This window comes from Acinetobacter sp. GN11 (assembly GCF_054823985.1).
Window position 1 is genome coordinate 1 of record NZ_JRVL01000093.1, and the last position, 19216, is coordinate 19216.

The 19216-nt window shown below is 39.6% G+C and carries 20 protein-coding genes and 1 riboswitch; of the genes, 8 read left to right on the forward strand and 12 right to left on the reverse strand.

The annotated features are described in order from the left end of the window. On the reverse strand, window positions 1-414 hold a 414-nt coding region (locus NL42_RS10020; RefSeq protein WP_461312635.1), incomplete at its 3' end, for a contractile injection system protein, VgrG/Pvc8 family. Window positions 415-517: 103 nt separating this feature from the next. Next, the gene (locus tag NL42_RS10025; RefSeq protein ID WP_461312636.1) at window positions 518-1414 is read right to left on the reverse strand and encodes a LysR family transcriptional regulator; all 897 of its coding nucleotides are present in this window, start codon (window positions 1412-1414) and stop codon (window positions 518-520) included. A 98-nt stretch (window positions 1415-1512) separates the two neighbouring features. Here NL42_RS10025 and NL42_RS10030 point away from each other — a divergent pair, with 98 nt between their 5' ends. From NL42_RS10030 to NL42_RS10045, 4 genes are all read left to right on the forward strand, one after another. Further along, window positions 1513-2853, forward strand: a complete 1341-nt coding sequence (locus tag NL42_RS10030) for an MFS transporter (RefSeq protein ID WP_461312637.1) — start codon at window positions 1513-1515, stop codon at window positions 2851-2853. Then, a complete protein-coding gene (locus NL42_RS10035) occupies window positions 2846-3247 on the forward strand; it encodes a hypothetical protein (protein ID WP_461312638.1) in 402 nt (133 codons plus the stop codon). The genes NL42_RS10030 and NL42_RS10035 overlap by 8 nt, the downstream gene beginning before the upstream one ends. A 95-nt stretch (window positions 3248-3342) precedes the next feature. Then, window positions 3343-4287, forward strand: coding sequence for an ABC transporter permease (locus NL42_RS10040; RefSeq protein WP_461312639.1), 945 nt, complete (start codon window positions 3343-3345; stop codon window positions 4285-4287). Continuing rightward, the gene (locus NL42_RS10045) at window positions 4287-5168 is read left to right on the forward strand and encodes an ABC transporter ATP-binding protein (RefSeq protein WP_461312640.1); all 882 of its coding nucleotides are present in this window, start codon (window positions 4287-4289) and stop codon (window positions 5166-5168) included. Before NL42_RS10040 ends, NL42_RS10045 begins: the two co-directional genes overlap by 1 nt. Window positions 5169-5219: 51 nt before the next feature. On the opposite strand, the gene NL42_RS10050 is transcribed toward NL42_RS10045, so the two are convergent. From NL42_RS10050 to NL42_RS10070, 5 genes are all read right to left on the reverse strand, one after another. Beyond that, complete coding sequence (locus tag NL42_RS10050; RefSeq protein ID WP_461312641.1) at window positions 5220-6242, reverse strand: ABC transporter substrate-binding protein; 1023 nt, start codon at window positions 6240-6242, stop codon at window positions 5220-5222. Beyond that, window positions 6239-8050, reverse strand: a complete 1812-nt coding sequence (atzF, locus tag NL42_RS10055; protein WP_461312642.1) for an allophanate hydrolase — start codon at window positions 8048-8050, stop codon at window positions 6239-6241. Before atzF ends, NL42_RS10050 begins: the two co-directional genes overlap by 4 nt. Window positions 8051-8062: 12 nt before the next feature. Further along, complete coding sequence (locus NL42_RS10060) at window positions 8063-8497, reverse strand: CopG family ribbon-helix-helix protein (protein WP_461312643.1); 435 nt, start codon at window positions 8495-8497, stop codon at window positions 8063-8065. Between the two features lie 4 nt (window positions 8498-8501). Further along, entirely contained in the window at window positions 8502-8627 is a 126-nt protein-coding gene (locus NL42_RS10065; RefSeq protein WP_005047797.1) for a hypothetical protein, read from the reverse strand. A 220-nt stretch (window positions 8628-8847) separates the two neighbouring features. Beyond that, window positions 8848-9213, reverse strand: a complete 366-nt coding sequence (locus tag NL42_RS10070; protein WP_284089389.1) for a winged helix-turn-helix transcriptional regulator — start codon at window positions 9211-9213, stop codon at window positions 8848-8850. 93 nt (window positions 9214-9306) lie between these two features. Here NL42_RS10070 and NL42_RS10075 point away from each other — a divergent pair, with 93 nt between their 5' ends. Continuing rightward, window positions 9307-9843, forward strand: a complete 537-nt coding sequence (locus tag NL42_RS10075) for an NAD(P)H-dependent oxidoreductase (RefSeq protein ID WP_461312644.1) — start codon at window positions 9307-9309, stop codon at window positions 9841-9843. Between the two features lie 40 nt (window positions 9844-9883). Here NL42_RS10075 and uca read toward each other — a convergent pair whose 3' ends face one another. The 4 genes from uca to NL42_RS10095 all read right to left on the reverse strand — a co-directional run bounded on the left by uca (window position 9884) and on the right by NL42_RS10095 (window position 16273). Further along, window positions 9884-13489 (reverse strand): urea carboxylase, encoded by a 3606-nt coding sequence (uca, locus tag NL42_RS10080; protein WP_461312645.1) that lies wholly within the window; start codon window positions 13487-13489, stop codon window positions 9884-9886. Between the two features lie 2 nt (window positions 13490-13491). Continuing rightward, window positions 13492-14145 carry an urea amidolyase associated protein UAAP2 gene (locus NL42_RS10085; RefSeq protein ID WP_000217380.1) on the reverse strand — a complete coding sequence of 218 codons (654 nt, stop codon included), beginning with the start codon at window positions 14143-14145 and terminating at the stop codon, window positions 13492-13494. A 15-nt stretch (window positions 14146-14160) separates the two neighbouring features. Beyond that, a complete protein-coding gene (locus NL42_RS10090) occupies window positions 14161-14901 on the reverse strand; it encodes an urea amidolyase associated protein UAAP1 (RefSeq protein WP_461312646.1) in 741 nt (246 codons plus the stop codon). Between the two features lie 28 nt (window positions 14902-14929). After that, window positions 14930-15025, reverse strand: a riboswitch (guanidine-I (ykkC/yxkD leader). Window positions 15026-15322: 297 nt separating this feature from the next. After that, window positions 15323-16273 (reverse strand): 3-hydroxyacyl-CoA dehydrogenase NAD-binding domain-containing protein, encoded by a 951-nt coding sequence (locus tag NL42_RS10095; RefSeq protein ID WP_461312647.1) that lies wholly within the window; start codon window positions 16271-16273, stop codon window positions 15323-15325. Between the two features lie 204 nt (window positions 16274-16477). Here NL42_RS10095 and yddG point away from each other — a divergent pair, with 204 nt between their 5' ends. The 3 genes from yddG (at window position 16478) to NL42_RS10110 (ending at window position 18566) form a co-directional block, all read left to right on the forward strand. Further along, window positions 16478-17398 (forward strand): aromatic amino acid DMT transporter YddG, encoded by a 921-nt coding sequence (gene yddG, locus NL42_RS10100; RefSeq protein ID WP_461312648.1) that lies wholly within the window; start codon window positions 16478-16480, stop codon window positions 17396-17398. Between the two features lie 140 nt (window positions 17399-17538). After that, window positions 17539-17970 (forward strand): SRPBCC family protein, encoded by a 432-nt coding sequence (locus NL42_RS10105; protein WP_004642298.1) that lies wholly within the window; start codon window positions 17539-17541, stop codon window positions 17968-17970. Window positions 17971-18332: 362 nt separating this feature from the next. Beyond that, complete coding sequence (locus NL42_RS10110; RefSeq protein WP_005047819.1) at window positions 18333-18566, forward strand: hypothetical protein; 234 nt, start codon at window positions 18333-18335, stop codon at window positions 18564-18566. Between the two features lie 53 nt (window positions 18567-18619). Here NL42_RS10110 and NL42_RS10115 read toward each other — a convergent pair whose 3' ends face one another. Beyond that, complete coding sequence (locus NL42_RS10115) at window positions 18620-19174, reverse strand: TetR/AcrR family transcriptional regulator (protein ID WP_281831936.1); 555 nt, start codon at window positions 19172-19174, stop codon at window positions 18620-18622. Window positions 19175-19216: the final 42 nt, after the last annotated feature.

The following is a 19216-nucleotide window of genomic DNA, read 5'->3' on the forward strand; positions in this document are numbered from 1 at the left end:
CAGAATTTCGCTAATATCCCGCACGCTTTTGTTCATAAACACGCGGCTATTGCGGCGTTTATGCCAGAGTGCAGTTGGGTCTTTTAAGGTGAGGTTATAAATAGTGAGTGAACCGTCACTTTGCCCTTGGCTCGCTTCAGTAATAATGCCTGTGGTTCTAAAAAACTGGCCCATGTCAGTGACCTGATCGACAGCAACCTGACAGCCAATAAATTGTTTTAATGCGATGTGTGCGTTCGTCGACAGACACAGTAACTCAGCAACGCTACCTTGATTGAGCGTATGTTCGCCTTCAATACGTTGCAAGAAGACTTGAGTGTTTAATGATGGGTTGGAAAATTGCACATGAAGTACACGATTCTGTGCAACCAAACCTAAACTATCTAAAATTTGAAATATTTTATTGGACATCATTATTATAAAACTGAGTCATAATCAGCGCTATTTTATAAAAAACAGACAGAATTGTCTATTTATATAAAATAGCTTATCGTCCATAACTTACATATTTTTTAGTTTATCTAAAAGAAAGACGGGCTACCAAAAAGTCTATAAATGCCCGAGTTTTGGCTGGTAAATTAGAAGTACTAGGATAAAGTAATTGAATATTTTGTAACGGTAACGAGAAATCAGGAAATAACCTAATTAAGTGGTTTTGTTGAATATCTTCATCAACTAACCATGCTGGGCAAATCGCAATACCTAAGGATGAAAGAGCCATTTGATGAATTGCTGTTAGTGAATTTGATTCATACTGACTTCGAATAAAAGGTAATGAATATTGCTCCCCTAAACTATTTTGTAAAATATATTGGGAATCTTGCCAGTTCAATAATGTGTGACCAATCCACGGAACATCTGCCAAATCGGATATATTTTCTACAGAATGGTCTTTTATAAACTGCGGAGTAGCCACAAGATAAATTGGATATTCTCCGATCTTTCGAGTTTTTAGAGATGAGCTTTTTAAATTTCCTAGCCGTATAACAAGATCTAATTTTTCAGTGACTAAATCATCGAGAGATGAATTAAACGAATATTGTAGTCGTAAATGTGGGTAAAGCCTACAAAACTCAGGAAGTAAAGGCAGAATAAAACGTTGACCAAATTCATTGGTTGATGAAAAACGTAAAGTGCCTGTAATGCTTGTGCCTAAATGTTGGCTTCGCTCAAAAGCCTCATCAATCTGAAGTTGGATTTGTTTAAAATCTTGATAAAAATGCTGGCCTATTTCAGTTAATGCAATATTACGGGTGTTTCGAATTAAGAGACTTGTATTTAACTGCTTTTCTAATTGTTTTATATCAATACTGACCATTGATCGGCTCAGTCCCAAAATTTCGGCAGCCTTAGTAAAAGACCCGGAATCGACAACTTGTAAAAAACTGGTAATTTGCTTGAGATTTTTTTGCACAATTCAGCCGATTGTTTGAAATTATTAAACAATGATTTTACTTCGGCTGCATCGACAATAAAAGAGCTGAATCTTACCCTGCCTGCACGGAGGTAGGTATGTCTTATCGATATAAAATAGCAACGGTGTTTTTACTTGGGTTCTTTATTGATTGCATTAACATTTTTATGTCAGCAATTGCTTTACCTAATATTGCATCATCATTTTCAGTCAGCCAATCCATGGTCGCTTGGGTAACCAATGCGTATATTCTCGGCCTCATTTTAATCATGCCCATGAGTTTATGGTTAGCCACCAAACTTGGGAACCAAAAGTTATTGTGTTATTCGATGCTGTTATTCTCGATAAGCATTTGCTTTATTGGATTTAGCGAATCGATTTATAGCTTAATTTTTTGGCGTTTTATTCAAGGTATCGCTGGAGGTTTATTAATTCCAGCCGGCCAAGCTCTCGTATATGCCTTATTTCCCAATCAAGAGCGCCAACGCATTTCTACAATGATTATGGCAATTGCCTTAATTGCGCCCGCATTTTCACCCGCCCTTGGTGGTGTGATTATTGATTCATTGAATTGGCGATGGGTATTCTTATCTAACCTTCCATTTTCTTTACTTGCCTCATTTCTAGCGTGGCTATGGGTTAAAAAAACAGAGAATGTGTCGAGTGAAAGACCAGACATAAAAGGCTTGGTTATTTTTAATATAAGCCTGTTATGTTTGTTACTCTCATTTTCATTCTATGGGGATTATCACAATCTCACGTTGGCTGTAAGCAGTTTTCTAATTTCGGTGGGAATGCTTACTTGTTACATTTACCATGCGAAAAAAATCTCTCATCCTATTCTCAATCTTCAGTTATTAAAAAATAAAAATTTACGCAATGCATTTATTGTCTATTACGCTGTTCCCGGTATTTTTACAGGCGTTAATTTACTCAATATTTTTAATTTACAGGTTAACCTTGGCTTTAACGCAAAACAAACTGGCTCATTCATGTTGCTCTATGCAGCAGGTGCGCTGGTGGCAATGATCAGCGGTGGCCTACTCTATCAACGCTTAGGAAAGAAATATTTACTTATTATTGGCATTACCCTTCATAGCCTTGGTATCTTTTTCTTATTTTTTATTTCAAACACTAGCCCCATAAGCTTTTTAGTATTCGCCTATTTAGTGATGGGTATGGGAGGCGGCTTAAGCGCCAATATTGCCCAAATTAGTTCGTTAATTGACTTTACGGGTCAAGATTTATTACAAGGAAGTGTACTCTGGAACATCAATCGACAAGTTTCATTTAGTGTCGGCACTGTTGTTCTCATTTCGATCTATAACTTAATGTCTGACTCAAGTGATCTGCTTCGCTATCAACATACTTTTTTAATTGCAGCAGTCCTCTGCTTACTCTCACTCATTCCCATTTTAAAGGAGAAAACCTATGTCTAACCAAATGGATCAAGCCATTCAAAGCGTGATTGACCTACACGTTTTGATCGAAAATGTATTTACAGGCCAAAATGCAGAACAGAGTCTTAACCCGCTTTTAGATAGTTTCGATCAAAATTTTAAGATGGTCACGGTTCAAGGCCATAGCATTAGTTTAGCCGAAGTGAATAGTTTATTTAGTCAAAATATTGGAAAAAAGCCTTCTTTAAAAATCGACATTATTAAGAGCACAGCTTTATACGAATTTGAGAATTATTGTTGGGTGCAATATCAGGAACATCAGCAAACGAGTGAAACCGAGACAGTACGTACGTCCACTGCCTGCATTAAAGTAGAAGGCGAAAAATGTTATTGGGTTTATTTACATGAAACTTTAGTTCCCTCATCTTCTTAACTCATCTAGAGCACCTTAAAGATGGCACTTATTTTGCTTAACAATATTACGTTTTATGAAAATCGTAATACTGATCAAAATGGGGAGCTCTCAATATGGGTTATGTTGCAAAGGAATTTACGCGAAAGAACAAGCTGATTCTCAGTATTTGTTCTTTCGTTATTCCAATATGTCTTTGGTGCGCAATCAGTTATTTACCTTTTGTTTGGCATCCTCAAGTACAAATCACGAGTTCGGGAAGTGTTTCTTACTTACAAGTAGGAAGTCGCATTGATAAAAATGTGTTCTATCTCGAAGCACAAAATGCAGTCAATCGAAATTCTGCACCACCACAAGGTATTTTGGTCAATCCGATTTATTTACCCGCTCCTCATGAAGTCGCTCAGGCTTTGGTCACCGCCTTTACCACACCACCAGAACAACCTGATTCACCGTGGTTTCATCAAAGTTTATGGCACAGTATCAAACTGGTATTTTCAGCCTTTTTTATCTCTTCACTTATCGGGATTCCACTGGGTATTTTGTGTGGTTTTTCTAAGCGCATATCACTGTTAACAGAGCCATTTGTCGAGTTTTTCCGTTACTTACCTGCTCCTGCCTTTGGCGCACTTGCAGTGGCAATTTTAGGTATTAATGATGCACCTAAAATTGCAATTATTGTGATTGGTACACTTTTTCAGCAAATTCTCATTATTGCCAATACCACCCGAATGGTAGATCGAAGCTTAATTGAAGCTGGCTATACCCTTGGCACCAATAAGCTCAGAAGTTTATTTCACGTGGTGATCCCTGCCGCCTTACCTGATATTTACCGTGACTTACGTGTATTACTGGGTTGGGCTTGGACCTATTTAATTGTTTCAGAGTTGATTGGTACAACCTCTGGTATTACATGGTTTATTACCCAACAGGCACGCTATCAAAACTTCGACAATGTCTATGCGGCTATTTTGATTATTGGGGTGATTGGGCTGGTATGTGACTGGGTATTAATGAAATTAGGTGAGCGGATGTTCACTTGGCAAGTAGGAGCAAAATAATGAATGATTCAACATTTAACGCGCATGAATACTTTCAAAAAATTTATGAACGCCCTGTTATTTTAGAAGCTAAACAGCTCAGCCAAGTCTTTAAACATGGTCAAACCGAACGCACTGTTTTAAATAAACTCGATTTAAAAATTCACAAAAGAGAATTTATTTGTGTGATTGGCCCTTCTGGCTGCGGCAAATCGACACTGAGCCGTGTCATTGCGGGTTTAGACCCATACCATAGCGGAGAAATTTTAGTAGACGGTGAATGCATTACGGGTCCATGTCCTGAACGCGGCATGGTGTTTCAGGGCTATACCCTTTTCCCTTGGAAAACAGTAAAAGAAAACGTGATGTTTGGCCCGCAAATGCGCGGCGCCAGTCAAATGACAGCCGAGGCTCAAGCCCGTGAATGGATCAATATTATTGGTTTAGAAAAGTATGAAAATCAGTATCCACATCAACTTTCTGGTGGCATGAAACAGCGCGTTGCAATTGCGAGAGCCTTGGTCAATCAACCTAAAATTTTACTGATGGATGAACCTTTTGGTGCGCTCGATCCACACACTCGTCAAAAAATGCAAAAGCACTTAATGGATTTATGGCAGAACATTGATATCACGATTATTTTTGTGACTCATGACATGGATGAAGCTATTTTACTGGCAGACCGAATTGTGGCACTCAAAGCCAATCCGGGTGAAATTAAGGAAATTATCGAAGTTAATTTACCTCGCCCACGCTCACTGGACTTAATGAGTACCCCTGAGTTTAAACAGCTCCGCTCACAGGTAGATTATCTGGTACATGCTGAAGAAGATGAACTTGACCCAGCTTTGCAAGATTTACCAAAAATTCCGCGTATGACTCAGGTCAGTACAGAGAAATAAGTAAGACATTAAAAAGCCCAAGCTGAACTTGGGCTTTTTAATTTATTGGGCTTATTTGAGTTGTTCTATCAGTGTTGGATAAATCAGCCCATCTACATTTTGTTCAGTTTTATAAATACCGTTTTCAACGTTAAATTTATTGACGTGATAGGTCGAGCCATAAATCGAGTCAAAACCATCTGATTTAACAAATACCTTTTTATTGGCATTGATATCTAATAGATGCGTTCCGCTGACCATCAACTCATATTGTTTTGGATCAACCCCTGAACGATTGGCCATAATTTTAACTGCATCGGCATGGGTTGCAGGGTCATTAATATATTTAACTGTTTTGTCCCACACCTGAATGATTTTTTCCCATTCTTCTTGATGAGCAGTTAAATGACTCATGTTAACAGTCAGGGTGTCATAGATTAAACCCGGCTTGTCTTTAGAAGTATAGATAATTTTTGAACCTGCCACTGCTTTTAATGCCTGACCTGCAACAGGTTGCCAAACAGCAATCGCGGAAATATCGGGGCTATTGAACACTTGAGGTAATTGGTTCGTTGCTGAATTTACCAACTTCACCTCATTCGCTTTAATGTTATGGTCAGTCAAAGCAGTTGCTAACAAAAGATGGTCAACCAAGCCTTTTTCGACACCGATTGATTTTCCTTTTAGGTCTTGAATGGTATTAATACCCTCTTTTGCAATAATGACATCATTGCCCGCAGAATAATCTGTTGCCAAAATCATCATGCCTTGAGTGCCACCCGAAGCTGTTACCAAGTTATCACCATTGGTGACCAACACAGCGTCAAGCTGATTTGCGGAAAAGGCTGAAAGCGAAGCCGAATAATCAAACCACTTAAACTCTACATTTAACCCTGCTTCTTTTAACCAGCCTTTTTCGATCGCTACTTGCCAAGCCACCCAGCCTGGCCAATCACTATAGCCAATGGTAATTGGTTTTGTATTTGTGGCTGCCTGAGCATCTTGTTTAGCTTCGGGCACTTTAGCGGTATTGTCACACCCACCCAATACAACTGCCGATAAAATAGATACGGATAACAATGCTTTTTTAATCATATAGAAACTTCCCCAACATTTTTATTAACAACACTTTGAGCGGTTTGATTGAGTGACTGTATATAGGCTCGCCAGCCTCCAAAATGGCTAATATCGGTTGCATCGTGAATGACATAAGCTTCGCAAACAAAGCCTTTGACCCATGTTCCATCTTTTAATTTGAGGTTGCCAATGCCAAGTGGTGCAGGTACTTCAGCCACAATCGCTCCAAAATTTGCTAATGGAACATTCCACACTTCAACTTCAATTGCCGTACCTGCTGCATCGCATTGCAGCCCCGGCTTTGGTGGCGTGGTATTTTTTAAGGCAAAGAGTTTATAAATTTCTGCAGTCTGAGTTTTCTTAAGCAAAGTGGCATTGCGACTAGTGAGCTGAAAATTAAGCGGCATGCCTGTTAAGTGCGCTCCCACTACAGCAAGCTGCACTGAATGATTCGATTGGATGTCTATACTTTTTTGATAATGTTGGGTTGATTTACCCAAACTCAGCGGTGTTTCGGTTTGCCAGAGCTGCGCAAAATTAGCGAGTGCCTGATCGTGCCAAGCTGGTGCAATAAAGGTTACTCCACTTGGTAAACCGTCTTCACGGAGTACATTTGGTAAGGCCAGTGCAGAAAGATCTGCAAAATTTACAAAGTTAGTATAGGTCCCCATGTGCGCGTTTTTAGTCAACGGATCGGCTTCAACTTCGACAATGGTATAAATGGTTGGCGCTGTTGGGACCATCAATGCATCAAAAGGCTCTAATACCAAATTAATTTTTCGAGCCAGAACGGCACGGTTATATTCAGCTTGAAGTGCATCTGTTGCTTTGAATTTATCTGCCTGCGCAATAATTTGAGCAATAACTGGATGAGTCTTTTCACGGCTTGTCATGCGTTCAACGGCGACTGTTCTTTCCGCTACCCATGCATCATTATAAAGTGCAGCAGCAAGCTCATTAAACACGCTGAAGTCAATACTCTCTACTTCATAACCCAGCTTTTTTACACGTTCAATTGCAACTAAAAAGGCTTTTTCAGATTCAAGATCATCATAAAACTCAAGCTGAGCTGGAATAGCTATTTTTCGTTTAGAAAAATGCGTCGGTACATTGGCTGGATGTATTCGTGAATATTCATCTGTTTCATCATAGCCCTGCATTAAATTGGCAACGGTCCACGCATCATCAATATGCAGCGCAAAAATAGAAATGACATCAATGGTCCGACATGCAGGAATTAAACCTGTAGTAGAAAACCAGCCCTTTGTCGGTTTAAGGCCCACAATATTGTTATGGCCCGCTGGTACACGCCCTGACCCCGCCGTATCAGTCCCCAAACTAAAAGGCACAATACCGTTAGCAACCACCACCGACGAACCAGAGCTTGAACCACCGCTGATGTATTCGGGATTAAAACTATTTTTTACTGCACCATAGGGAGAGCGAACCCCGACCAGTCCAGTCGCAAACTGATCGAGGTTGGTTTTGCCCACCACAATCGCTCCTGCTTTTTTCAGCTTGGCAACTACGGCAGCATCTTGCTTAGCTAAATATTGAACCTCTTTACAAGCAGCAGTTGTGTGAAAACCAGCGACATCAATGTTGTCTTTAACTGCAAATGGCACACCGTACAGAGGTAGGTCAGCAATATTCTGGTCTTTTAAAACATTAATTTGCGATTGAATCTGCTCAACGGAGGCAATTTCAATCCATGCATGGTCATCATTTTTAATTTCTGCAACATAAGCAATCAGACTTTCAATATGGATTTGTCCAGTTTGATATGCTGTTTTCCAGTCTGGGATTGTCCATAAATTTTTCAACACGCTACTCCTCATTTAGTCATTTTGCTGTATAGGCGGCATCACGGCATCCATCAGTTCTAAATGCCCCTTGATTACCCCTTTAAGCACAATAAATTGCTGGCTAATTTGTCTGAGTTCAGAGCTCGCACCCTGCATTAACATGACTTGCAATATCTTTTGTTGGTCGAGTTGAATATGAAGTGAACTAATCACCTGTGCTAAAAACTGTTGCTGTAAATCGACCAATTGATTACGCAAGGTCATTTGGTTAGCGTCATAAAGTAGCGTCAACGTGCCCACCATGACTTCATTAGCCTGTGCCTGCTCCGCGATGAGATGTTTATTAATCATGTCGACAATCGCTTGCGAGCGACTTTCATAGTTCTGCTCGACAATTTTTTGGTCGAGAGCGTTGAGGGTCATTTCAGGTACGGTAATACTGATTCGAGCCAACTTTTGTTTTGCCACAGTCTTATCCTTTTGTTTTAGTCGGATAATTGTTTTGTTTGATATATACGCCTGCACGTACGCTGAGCAATTCGACTAAAAAGGCTTTTAAAGTTTGCTTTGGTTGAACCACAGGTTTTACATCGTTCATATCACACCTCTAGCTTGGTATTACCAAATTCAGTTTTTGTATTACTAATATGAGATGCAGAAAATGTGCCAGTTTTTAAGTGTCGTTTTGATAGGCTTTATGGGTATTTATGAGTGATTTTTGGGCAAAAAAAAGCCCCATGCACAGGAATGGGGCTAATTGAAGTGAGTATTAAAAAATCAATCTTTTATACTAGTTATAATAACTGTGAATCAAACTTTTATTCTGAAACCTCAGATAGACTAATCAAACTATGAGCCCATACATATAAAGAATCTAAAACTGGCCTAAAAGTTTTTCCAAAATCCGTCATTTCATAGACAACTTTGATCGGTGCTTTTTCACCATAAACCGTTCTAGAGATTAAGCCGCTTTGCTCTAACTGCTTGAGTTGAAGACTTAATGTCATTTCAGTAATTGTAGGAATGAGTTGCTTGATTTCATTAAAGCGTTTCGGCTTATCTTTTAAATAATACAAAATCACGCATTTCCATTTTCCACCCACCAAGTCCATAGCCATACTGATATGACATGGATAAGTTTTTCCATTTACCGTGACTTCACATGTATTTTCAGTATTTGCCATTTTTTAACGCTACCTATCAACTTTGATAGTTATTGTACGCCAATACTATAAAAATTATAGTGACTATTATTTTTATAGTTTAAAGGCACTCTCATGGCTTTACTGATTTTAGCTCATCCCTACTACGCGCAATCTATTGCAAATAAAACGATTGTGAATGAACTCGTAAAAACCGATCTGGACCTCGAAGTCCGAGATATTTTCCAACTTTATCCAGACTACCAAATTGATGTAAGTGCCGAACAAGAAGCCTTGTTACGCCATGACACGATCATTCTGCAATATCCAATGTTCTGGTTTAATATGCCGGCAATTTTGAAATTATGGTTTGATGAGGTCTTTACTTATCAGTTTGCCTATGGCTCTCAAGGCGATAAATTAAAAGACAAAAAAGTCATTATTAGTATGACGGTCGGCCAAACTGAAGCCAACATGGTGAACGACCAAGAAAACTTAATCGATAGCTTTTTAAAAGCGGTTCAATATTCAATTCAATATACACAAATGCAGTTAAGCGCCACTTACTTGCTTTATGACGTTTCGCCTTTATCAGGTAATCCAGAGTCGAAAATTAAATTAGAAGCTGTTGAACATGGTCATAAAGTATTAAAGCATTTGACCGAAGCATAAGGTTTAAAGAGAGCATCGATATAGATGCTCTCTTTTTAATTTAGGCCACAGGTGCCAAAGTAAATAATACTTGTCCTGTTTTTACGGTTTGCCCCTTTTCAATAGTAATGGTTTCAACTTTCATGCGTTCGGGTGCAATAATTGGAATTTCAATTTTCATTGCCTCAATCACCGCAAGGGTTGCACCTTCTTCAACAATATCTCCCAACGCGCATTCGATTTTCCAGATTGACCCCGGCATGTGTGATTCGACTGCACAGCCCCCTTCAGGAATAACTACGGTTTCACCTTCATCAACTGCATCTAGACTTTCAGAGATATATTCTTGCAAACCTGCTTCATGCCAACGGCGGCGTTCAGCCTCGAAATTGGCTTGCTGAGTGTCTTTAAAGGCTTGAATGGTGTCTTGATGTGTTTTTAAAAACGCGTTGTACTCTTTTAAGTTGAGTACGCCATCTTCAATGCGAAGTTGTAGACGGCCTGCCTTAAAGTCTTCACGCATTTGCAGAAGTTCTGTCTCAGAGACTTCATAAAACTTAACTTGGTCAAAAAAGCGCAGTAGCCACGGTTTGCCATCTTCGAAGTCGGCATTTTTACGGTAACGGCTCCACATTTGGGTGGTACGGCCAACAAACTGGTAGCCACCTGGCCCTTCCATACCGTATACACACATATAAGCACCACCAATCCCAACAGCATTTTCAGGTGTCCAAGTTCGCGCAGGGTTATATTTTGTGGTGACTAAACGCTGACGTGGGTCGAGTGGTGTCGCAACGGGTGCACCTAAATACACATCGCCTAAACCCATCACCAAATAGTTCGCACTGTAAACCACATCTTTAACCGCTTGCTTTGAAGCTAAACCATTAATACGGCGAATAAACTCGACGTTATCGGGGCACCACGGCGCATCTGGACGAACAATTTGCGTATAGCGCTCGGTGGCAAGCTGAGTTTGTGAATCTTCCCAAGCTAAAGGCAAATAGACAGTCCGTGAAGGAACTTGCATATTTTGAATGTCGGGTAACTCGGCTTCTGCTTGCTGAAGTTTCTGTAAAAGCTCAAGTTGATCGAGCTGGATTGAATCAAAATGAATTTGTAGTGAACGGATGCCCGGTGTTAAGTCGATAATGCCCTGAATGTTTTGATCTTTGACCCATTGCATGAGTGCATGAATACGGAAGCGTAAATTCAGATCGAGTACTAACTCACCATATTCCACCAACAAATAGCTATTTCCAGCTGGTCTATAGGTCACATTTGGTAAGTCAGCTTCACCTTCTAAAATTGCCAAAACTGCATCTTTTAGAGTATCGAGTTCTGCTTGAATGATTGGACTAAAATCAACCAAAGTTGTATCAGTCGCGATTAAACTTTGATGATATTGTTGATCGAGTGCTTTCGCTTGTGCATAACTCACAGGCACAAATTTGACTTTATCGCCTGCTTTAAGTTGCCCAATTTTCCAAAGCTCGGAATGAATCACCACTGCAGGACATACAAAACCGCCTAAGCTCGGACCATCCGGACCCAAAATAATTGGCATATCGCCCGTAAAATCAATCGCACCAATCGCATAAGCATTGTCATGAATATTGGATGGATGTAAGCCTGCCTCGCCCCCATCTTCACGTGCCCACTCAGGTTTGGGACCAATTAAACGAATGCCTGTACGGCTTGAGTTATAGTGAATTTCAAACTCATTGACAAAGAACGTATCAATATCTTGTTTGGTAAAAAAGTCTGGCGCACCATGTGGACCATACATGACTGCAATTTCCCAGTTTTGGGTAAAGCTAGGAATTTTCGCGTGAGCTAATGCAGTGGTTGATTGAGCTGAATATTCAGTAATCGGCAGCATATCGCCAATTAATAAATTACGTCCCGCATGTCCACCAAACTGCCCCAAAGTAAAAGTCGCCTGTGACCCTAAATAGTCAGGAACATCAAAGCCACCTTTAACACCTATATAGCTACGGCAACCTGAACGGATAAGCCCACATTTTAAAATCTGGCCTTTTTTTACATTGATGGTTTGCCACATCGGCACAAGTTCGCCATCAAGTTTTGACGGCATATCACCGCCCGTAATCACAATTTGGCTGTCACAGTGAAACTTTAAGGTCGGCCCTTGTAAGGTGCATTCAAGCCCTGCGGTATTTAACTCATTGGCTAAAAGCTGGTTTGCTACAGTTAAACTGAGTGGATCGATTGCACCTGATGGCGGCACCCCAACATCCCAATAACCTAGTCGACCTGTTACATCTTGAATGGCAGTTTGAATGCCTGCCTGCAACACCTCAATTTTTTGAGTTTTCCATTCAAACGTATTTAAAAACCGAGTGGTTTGGGTACCTAACGCAAACACATTGCAAGCAATAATATTTTGCAAATACTCCAAATTGGTTTCGATACCAGCCACTTGCGTGTTGGCAAGACTAGCACCCATTGCCTGTATGGCTTGGTCCCGTGTTGCAGCAGTTACAATGATTTTGGCAATCATTGGGTCATAAAAAGACGATACTATTGAACCGGTTTCTACCCATGTTTCGACTCGGGCTTGCGGGTCAAATTTAACATGGGTGAGTAAGCCTGCACTTGGTTGGAACTGTTTAATCGGATCTTCAGCATAAAGACGAACTTGAATAGAGTTCCCTGTTGGCTCTAACTGTTCAGTGGGTGCTGACCAGTCACCACTTGCTAAGGTAACCATCCACTCGACCAAGTCGACACCAAACACTTGCTCGGTCACGCCGTGTTCAACCTGCAAACGCGTGTTAACCTCTAAGAAATAAAATTCTTGGGTTTCGGTGTCCATAACAAACTCAACTGTGCCTGCCGAACGATAGTTCACCGACTGCATCAATTGAATCGCGACCTTTTGAAGATAGTCGCGTTGCTGTTCATTTAAGTGGGGCGCGGGTGTTTCTTCAATGACTTTCTGATTACGGCGTTGCACCGAACAATCACGCTCCCCCAAAGCTAACACTTGCCCTTGTCCATCACCAAAAATTTGAACTTCAATATGGCGCGCATGTTGTACAAATCTCTCCAAGTACAAACCCGCATCTTTAAAATTGACCTGAGCTAAATAAGACACAGTTTGATAGGCATCTTTTAACTCGGTTTCGTTCCAGACCAAACGCATGCCAATACCACCGCCACCCGCGGTACTTTTCAGCATGACCGGATAGCCGATACGGGCCGCTTCAGTCAAGGCTTCAGCTTCATCTGCAAGGAGTGAACTACCCGGAAGTAAAGGTACATTGCTTTTAATAGCGAGTTCACGTGCCGTATGCTTTAAACCAAAATCGAGCATTTGGCTTGAAGTTGGCCCAATAAACGCAATGCCTTGGCTCTCACACAAATCACAAAATTCGGCATTTTCAGACAAAAAACCATAACCAGGGTGAATGGCTTCTGCCCCCGACTGTTTTGCAACTTCAAGGATTCTTTCAATATTTAAATAGCTTTGATGAGCAGGTGCAGGACCTATTAAGAAAGCTTCATCAGCTAAGGTCACATGTAACGAATCACGGTCGGCTTCGGAGTAAACTGCAACCGAAGCAATACCGAGTTTTTTGAGGGTACGAATTACGCGACAGGCAATTGCACCGCGGTTGGCAATCAGAACTTTTTTAAACATGCTTACACCCCTTCCGCTTCGCGAACAACCAGTTGAATTTTGGTTGGGTTATAGGCATTACATGGGTTATTCAGCTGCGGACAATTGGAAATTAAAACGATTAAATCCATTTCTGCCCGAACTTCGACGTATTTACCCGGCCCTGAAATTCCATCATCAAATTTAAGCTGACCGTCTGGCGTTACTGGCACATTCATAAAAAAGTTAATATTTGGGCCGATATGACGGACATTTAAACCATGCTTTTTTGCAATCGGGTGTTTTGCCAAGGCATACATAAAGTTGTTACGGCAACTATGCATAGGGTAGGTTTCATGTGCATAGCGAACTGTATTACTTTCACATGAACAAGCACCACCAATGGTGTCATGGCGACCACAGTTATCATCATGAATAACCGCAATTGGGCGGCCAAAGTTACTATAGAGCTTGGTGCCTTTTTCTAAATAAATCTGTTGGTTAATGGCCAAAGTGTCCATTGCGCTATAACGCTCAGTTGGGTTTTCGGCACTCATAAACAAAGTATCGACTGCTTGGTTTCCCTCAAGGTCAATAATTCGAAAATATTGGCCCTTTTTAACCTCACACATCCACGCTTCACCCGCAGGACAAACTTCATTTAAAACTGCTTTTTCAAATGATTGTAAAACTGTCATGATGCTTCTCCTGATTTAAATATTGCTAAGCGCGTAGTAGCGGGCTGTGTTTTGAAACGCACGCTGATTTTGTGAACATGCATCACGACAAATATCGCTGTCTGTTAGTGAATTGGCTTTAAATAGACTGAGTTGAATATCGGCAGGTTGATAGCTTGGACTGGTGTCTAAACCATGCGGCGCGGCAGATAAAAATAGTAGGCAGTCCATTTCAAAACGCAATTCAATGGTTTGATCGGTGTTATCAGAACTGACATAAGACAAAGCGCCGTTTTCATCTGGCACAACTTTAGAAAATAGGTTAACAGCGGCACTCAGGTCTTGGCTGGCAAGTCCGTATTTACACATTTCAATGAGTAAACTGTCTAAGCCGTTTTGGTACATATCATTGCGAGCATCTTGAAATGAGCGATTGCCGAATTGCTTTTCAATTTGTTCTGGTCGGCTTGGACCACAAAGCGCGTCATTCCAACCATGATCGTCATGAACAATGGAAGCCATGACACGGCCAAGGTCCGAATACAGCACATTGGAAGCTTTTAAATAGGCAGTATGTTGCCCTTTTAAACTGTCGGGCATGTTAAAGCGTTCAAGCACATCGGCAGCATTTACACAAAACAAAGAAACGTTTGCTTGCGCGCCAAGTGATTTAAATCTAAGAATGGTTCCCTTTTGAATACGGCCCGACCAGTGATGTCCTCCGGGTAAAAGTTCGGTCCAAATCGCCTGATTGTTATTATAACTTGCAGTGTTCATAGCTACTCCTGTCGGATAGTTTTAGACTTCCTCCCGGGCTTTTATCCCTCCGTGTAGTTCGCTAGGAACCGTGAACTCTCGGTCCAGTCATACATGAAGTATCGGAACCCTAGATCACTTTTGATTACTTATGACTATGCAAAGGACATGCCAGTTTAGTATTACGATTTTGATTAAAAGTAATACTAAACTTGGGCAATTTGAGTGCGCTTTAGAATGGAAAGTAAAAAGCTGCACCAAAAATTGTGCATTTCATAGCAGCAATACAGCATCGACACCGCAGTAATTGCTTCTATAGAGATTTGAGTAACAATTAATGAATATAGGATTATTTCAGCTAGGGATGTTTTTATTTTTTGCCCCAACAAAAAAGCCAATCATCTCTGCAATAAAATGATTGGCTCTGTCGTACAAGTTTGAATTAGTCTAACTTAAGTTGTTGTCTGAGCTTTAAGATATCGACCAGACCTTTGTCTCTGGTTTGATATAAATCGATATCCTTATATTGAGTTAAAAGCTGATTAGTTTCTGCTTCCAACAACTCAGTTGTCTCGTCTGAATGTTGAAATGCGTGCATATCGTTCCACCATTCTGTCATTGGCGGGCCTAAATGATGAATTGCCTCTTTAAAGCCCTTTTGGTTTGCCAGCTGCATATTAATGTAGGGGCCAAATAGTGCCCATCTTAAACCTGGCCCACTGGTAATCGCGACATCGACATCTTCGGCAGAGCACACGCCTTGTTCAACCAGTGAAAAGGCTTCTCGCCATAGCGCAGCTTGCAAGCGGTTTGCTACATGCCCTTTGACTTCTTTATTTAAAACGATTGGATTCTTGCCCAATTGTTTATAGAACTCGGAAGCCTGTTTTAAAATTTGTGGAGACGTCAAATTACCACCAACAATCTCAACCAAAGGTAAAAGATGAGGCGGATTAAAAGGATGCCCTAGTAAAATACGTTCAGGATGTTTGGCCTCTTTTTGAAAATCAGACACTTTTAAGCCTGACGAACTTGAAGCAATAATGGTGTGTTCAGGGCAATATGATGTGATTTCTTGATATAGCTTTTGTTTTACATCCAGACGTTCAGGGGCATTTTCTTGAATAAAATCTACATCTGAAACTGCATCTTTTAAGTGATTAGAAATTTCCAGATGAAGCAGTACATCTTGTAGAGAATGGGTGTATTCAGAGTTTCCATCCAAAGCCAATAAATCATTTAAATTTGCGTATATTCTTTTTTTAAAAATCGCTTCATCTATAGGATACGGGTCATAAACCTTAACTTTAAATCCTTTATATAAAAATAAGGCGGTCCAACTTGCTCCAATTACGCCTGCTCCTACCACACCAACCGTTTTAATAACTTCCATATTTTCCTCGTAAAAATGTTGTTTTATTCGAAATTTCTTTACCCAATTGAATGCTTAAACAAACATAGCAGATTCAACCAATCAATAAATTTAATTGTTTATATTTTATATAATTTGTCCTATATTCCCTATCTTGAAAATTTATTCCTTTCGCCAGCACAGCTTAATCTTTTACCATTTTCTAACCGTTATTTACTGAATTTTATGTCAAAAAATCTAGCAACATTGATTGGTCTAAGCGCCATTCTCATGTGGGCATCTATGGTCGGTCTGATGAAACAAGTCAGTGCCGCCATTGGACCTGAGCTAGGTGTTACGCTTATTTATTCTTTAAGTGCGCTACTGTTGCTTGCCATTTTCAAAGTTCCAGACTTTAAGCAGATTTCTAAAAAATATTTAATATTAGGTACAGTCCTGTTCGTTGCTTACGAGCTGTGTTTTTCATTTGCAATTGCTTATTCTCAAAGCCCTCAACAGGCAATTGAAGTCAGCATTGTTAATTATCTGTGGCCGAGTTTAACGGTTTTGGCTTTTGTTATTTTTAAGGAATTAAAGTTTAATTTTCTTATTATTCTCGGCTTGCTTATTTCAATTTCCGGCATTATTTTTATTCAAACTGGAAGCGGTGATTTTAGTCTAAGTAACATTGTCGATAATTTGCATAGCAACCCTCTGAGCTATATTTTGGCATTTGTAGGTGCCATTATTTGGGCTTTTTACTGTGTACTCACCAAAAAAATGAGTAATGGGCAAAACCCGATCTCTATTTTCTTTGTTTGTGTCGCACTCACACTATGGCTCAAGCTGCTTCTCTCTGGGCAATTTGCCATTCCTTCAATGGATATTCCAACTGCAATCACCCTTTTAGTTGCCTCCGCTGCAATTGGCTTTGGCTATGCGGCATGGAACATTGGCATCATTCATGGAAACATTACCATGCTTGTGGTTGCCTCGTATTTCACCCCTATTATTTCATCTATTTTGGCGATGTTTGTTTTACAAACTCAATTGTCCTTAAGCTTTTGGCAAGGAACAGCCATGGTTACGGCTGGTTCATTTATTTGCTGGGTTTCAACCAACTGGTCTGTGATTCAACCTTTCTTTAAAAAATTAAGAAAAGACTAAAAAGCATTGTAGATTTATTGCAATGCTTTTTTCAAACTTACGATAACTCCGATGAAGTAGAATTCCCCCATTGCCCAAAGCGTGCTAATATCCAAATTCTGACAATCACCAATGTCAAAATTATTTTCAGAGGAAATAAGATGTTAAAAACTCAAAAAATCAACATCGTACAAGAATTTGATGCACCCGTAGACAAGGTCTTTGCAGTCTTGAGTGAACATGAAAACCTAAGCAAACTTTTCGCTCCTGCTAAAGTGACTCGCATTAGCAACGGAAAAGACGCTCGTAATGGTGTTGGCTCTGCTCGTAAAATGTCTATGCCATTTACCCCGTCATTTGTAGAAACAAATTTAGTCTACAAAGAAAATGAACTGATCGAATATGCAATCACAAGCGGTATTAGCCCAATTAAAGGTCACCGTGGTGTAATGAAGTTTATTGATTTGGGAAACAACCGTACTCGTTTGGATTACACCATTAGCTTTAAAGGACGAGTGCCTTTTCTTGGCCCGATCATTAAAGCAGCTTTACAAAATGGCGTAAGTCGTGGACTTAAAAAACTTAAGTTTTAATCACTAACTTAAAAAGTAAAAGGCCCGATCTAGGGCTTTTTATTTTTTCACAAAAACAAAAGCCGACTCGTTAAAGTCAGCTTAATACCACAGTGTGAGAAAATTGCTTAAGTAATTATTGTTCGTGGCAATCTTCTATCTATTTTCTTTTTCTAACATTAATTTACACCTTGGTTATGACTGTTTGATTAAAAAGAAATCAGAAATACCAAATAAAATGCAAATTAATTCACCTTTAATAGAATAAATGTAAATCAATTAACATTTATTAAAAATGATGTATATCAACCACATCTTTAGAAATTTTCTAAAGTTTAGTATGCTGAAAATAACTTACTAATTAATAGAAAATAAGCAATACAATGGAACATCAAAGTTTGTTAAAGGAATTAAATTCGCTTATTGAATATTATTCCAAAAGAACAGATTGTCCACCTACCAGAATTCGTATAGGTTACAGAGCCTATGCCAAACTCATGCAGAATCCAAAATTTGCTGATGAAGTAACAAACTCTGCTTTAGATCCAAACAAGCGTAAATATAAAAAGTTAAAAATCAAAGTCACGAAAGATGACGATCAACTAGAGCTCGAATAAATAAAAAGCCCAATTACGGGCTTTTTACTTTTAGAACGTGTGTGGATTTAGAGCTAAGAGAGCATTATTAAAAAATAATTTAGTAACTTGTCTCGCTCATCTACACTGTTTTTACTTAAAAGTTGAACCATTGCCCCATCAATCACAAACAAAAACATGTGGGCGTCTTTCATCGAAAATGTAGTTTTGACGGTTAAAAGCAGTTTATAAATTTCGTTGATTAGCCAAGTTCTATATTCAATCACCACGCTATAGGCTTTTGGGTAGAGCTTTTCAATTTCAAAAATTGCTTTAAAGGGCAAATGATAAAAGCCATTTAAGTCGGCATGTAGAAGGTAAATCTGCTTGAGTTTATCAAGCACCATTTGCTCTTTGTATGAATTAAGAATGGAAAATACTTTTACTTTGAGCGCATCTTTTTGAAAAGTCAGACACATCTCGATCAGTCGGGCTTTTGAGTGAAAGTCGTTATAGAAAGTAGCTTTGGGAATTTTGGCTTCTGCAATAATTCGGTCAACACCGACCTTATGAAAGCCATCTTGATTAAATAAATCTTTTGCTACGTGAAGCACGCGCAGCGCTCTAAATGAAGATTCTAAATTTTTCATGTATACCGCTTAAAATAATTTTTTGTTGTATCTAAAAGAGAT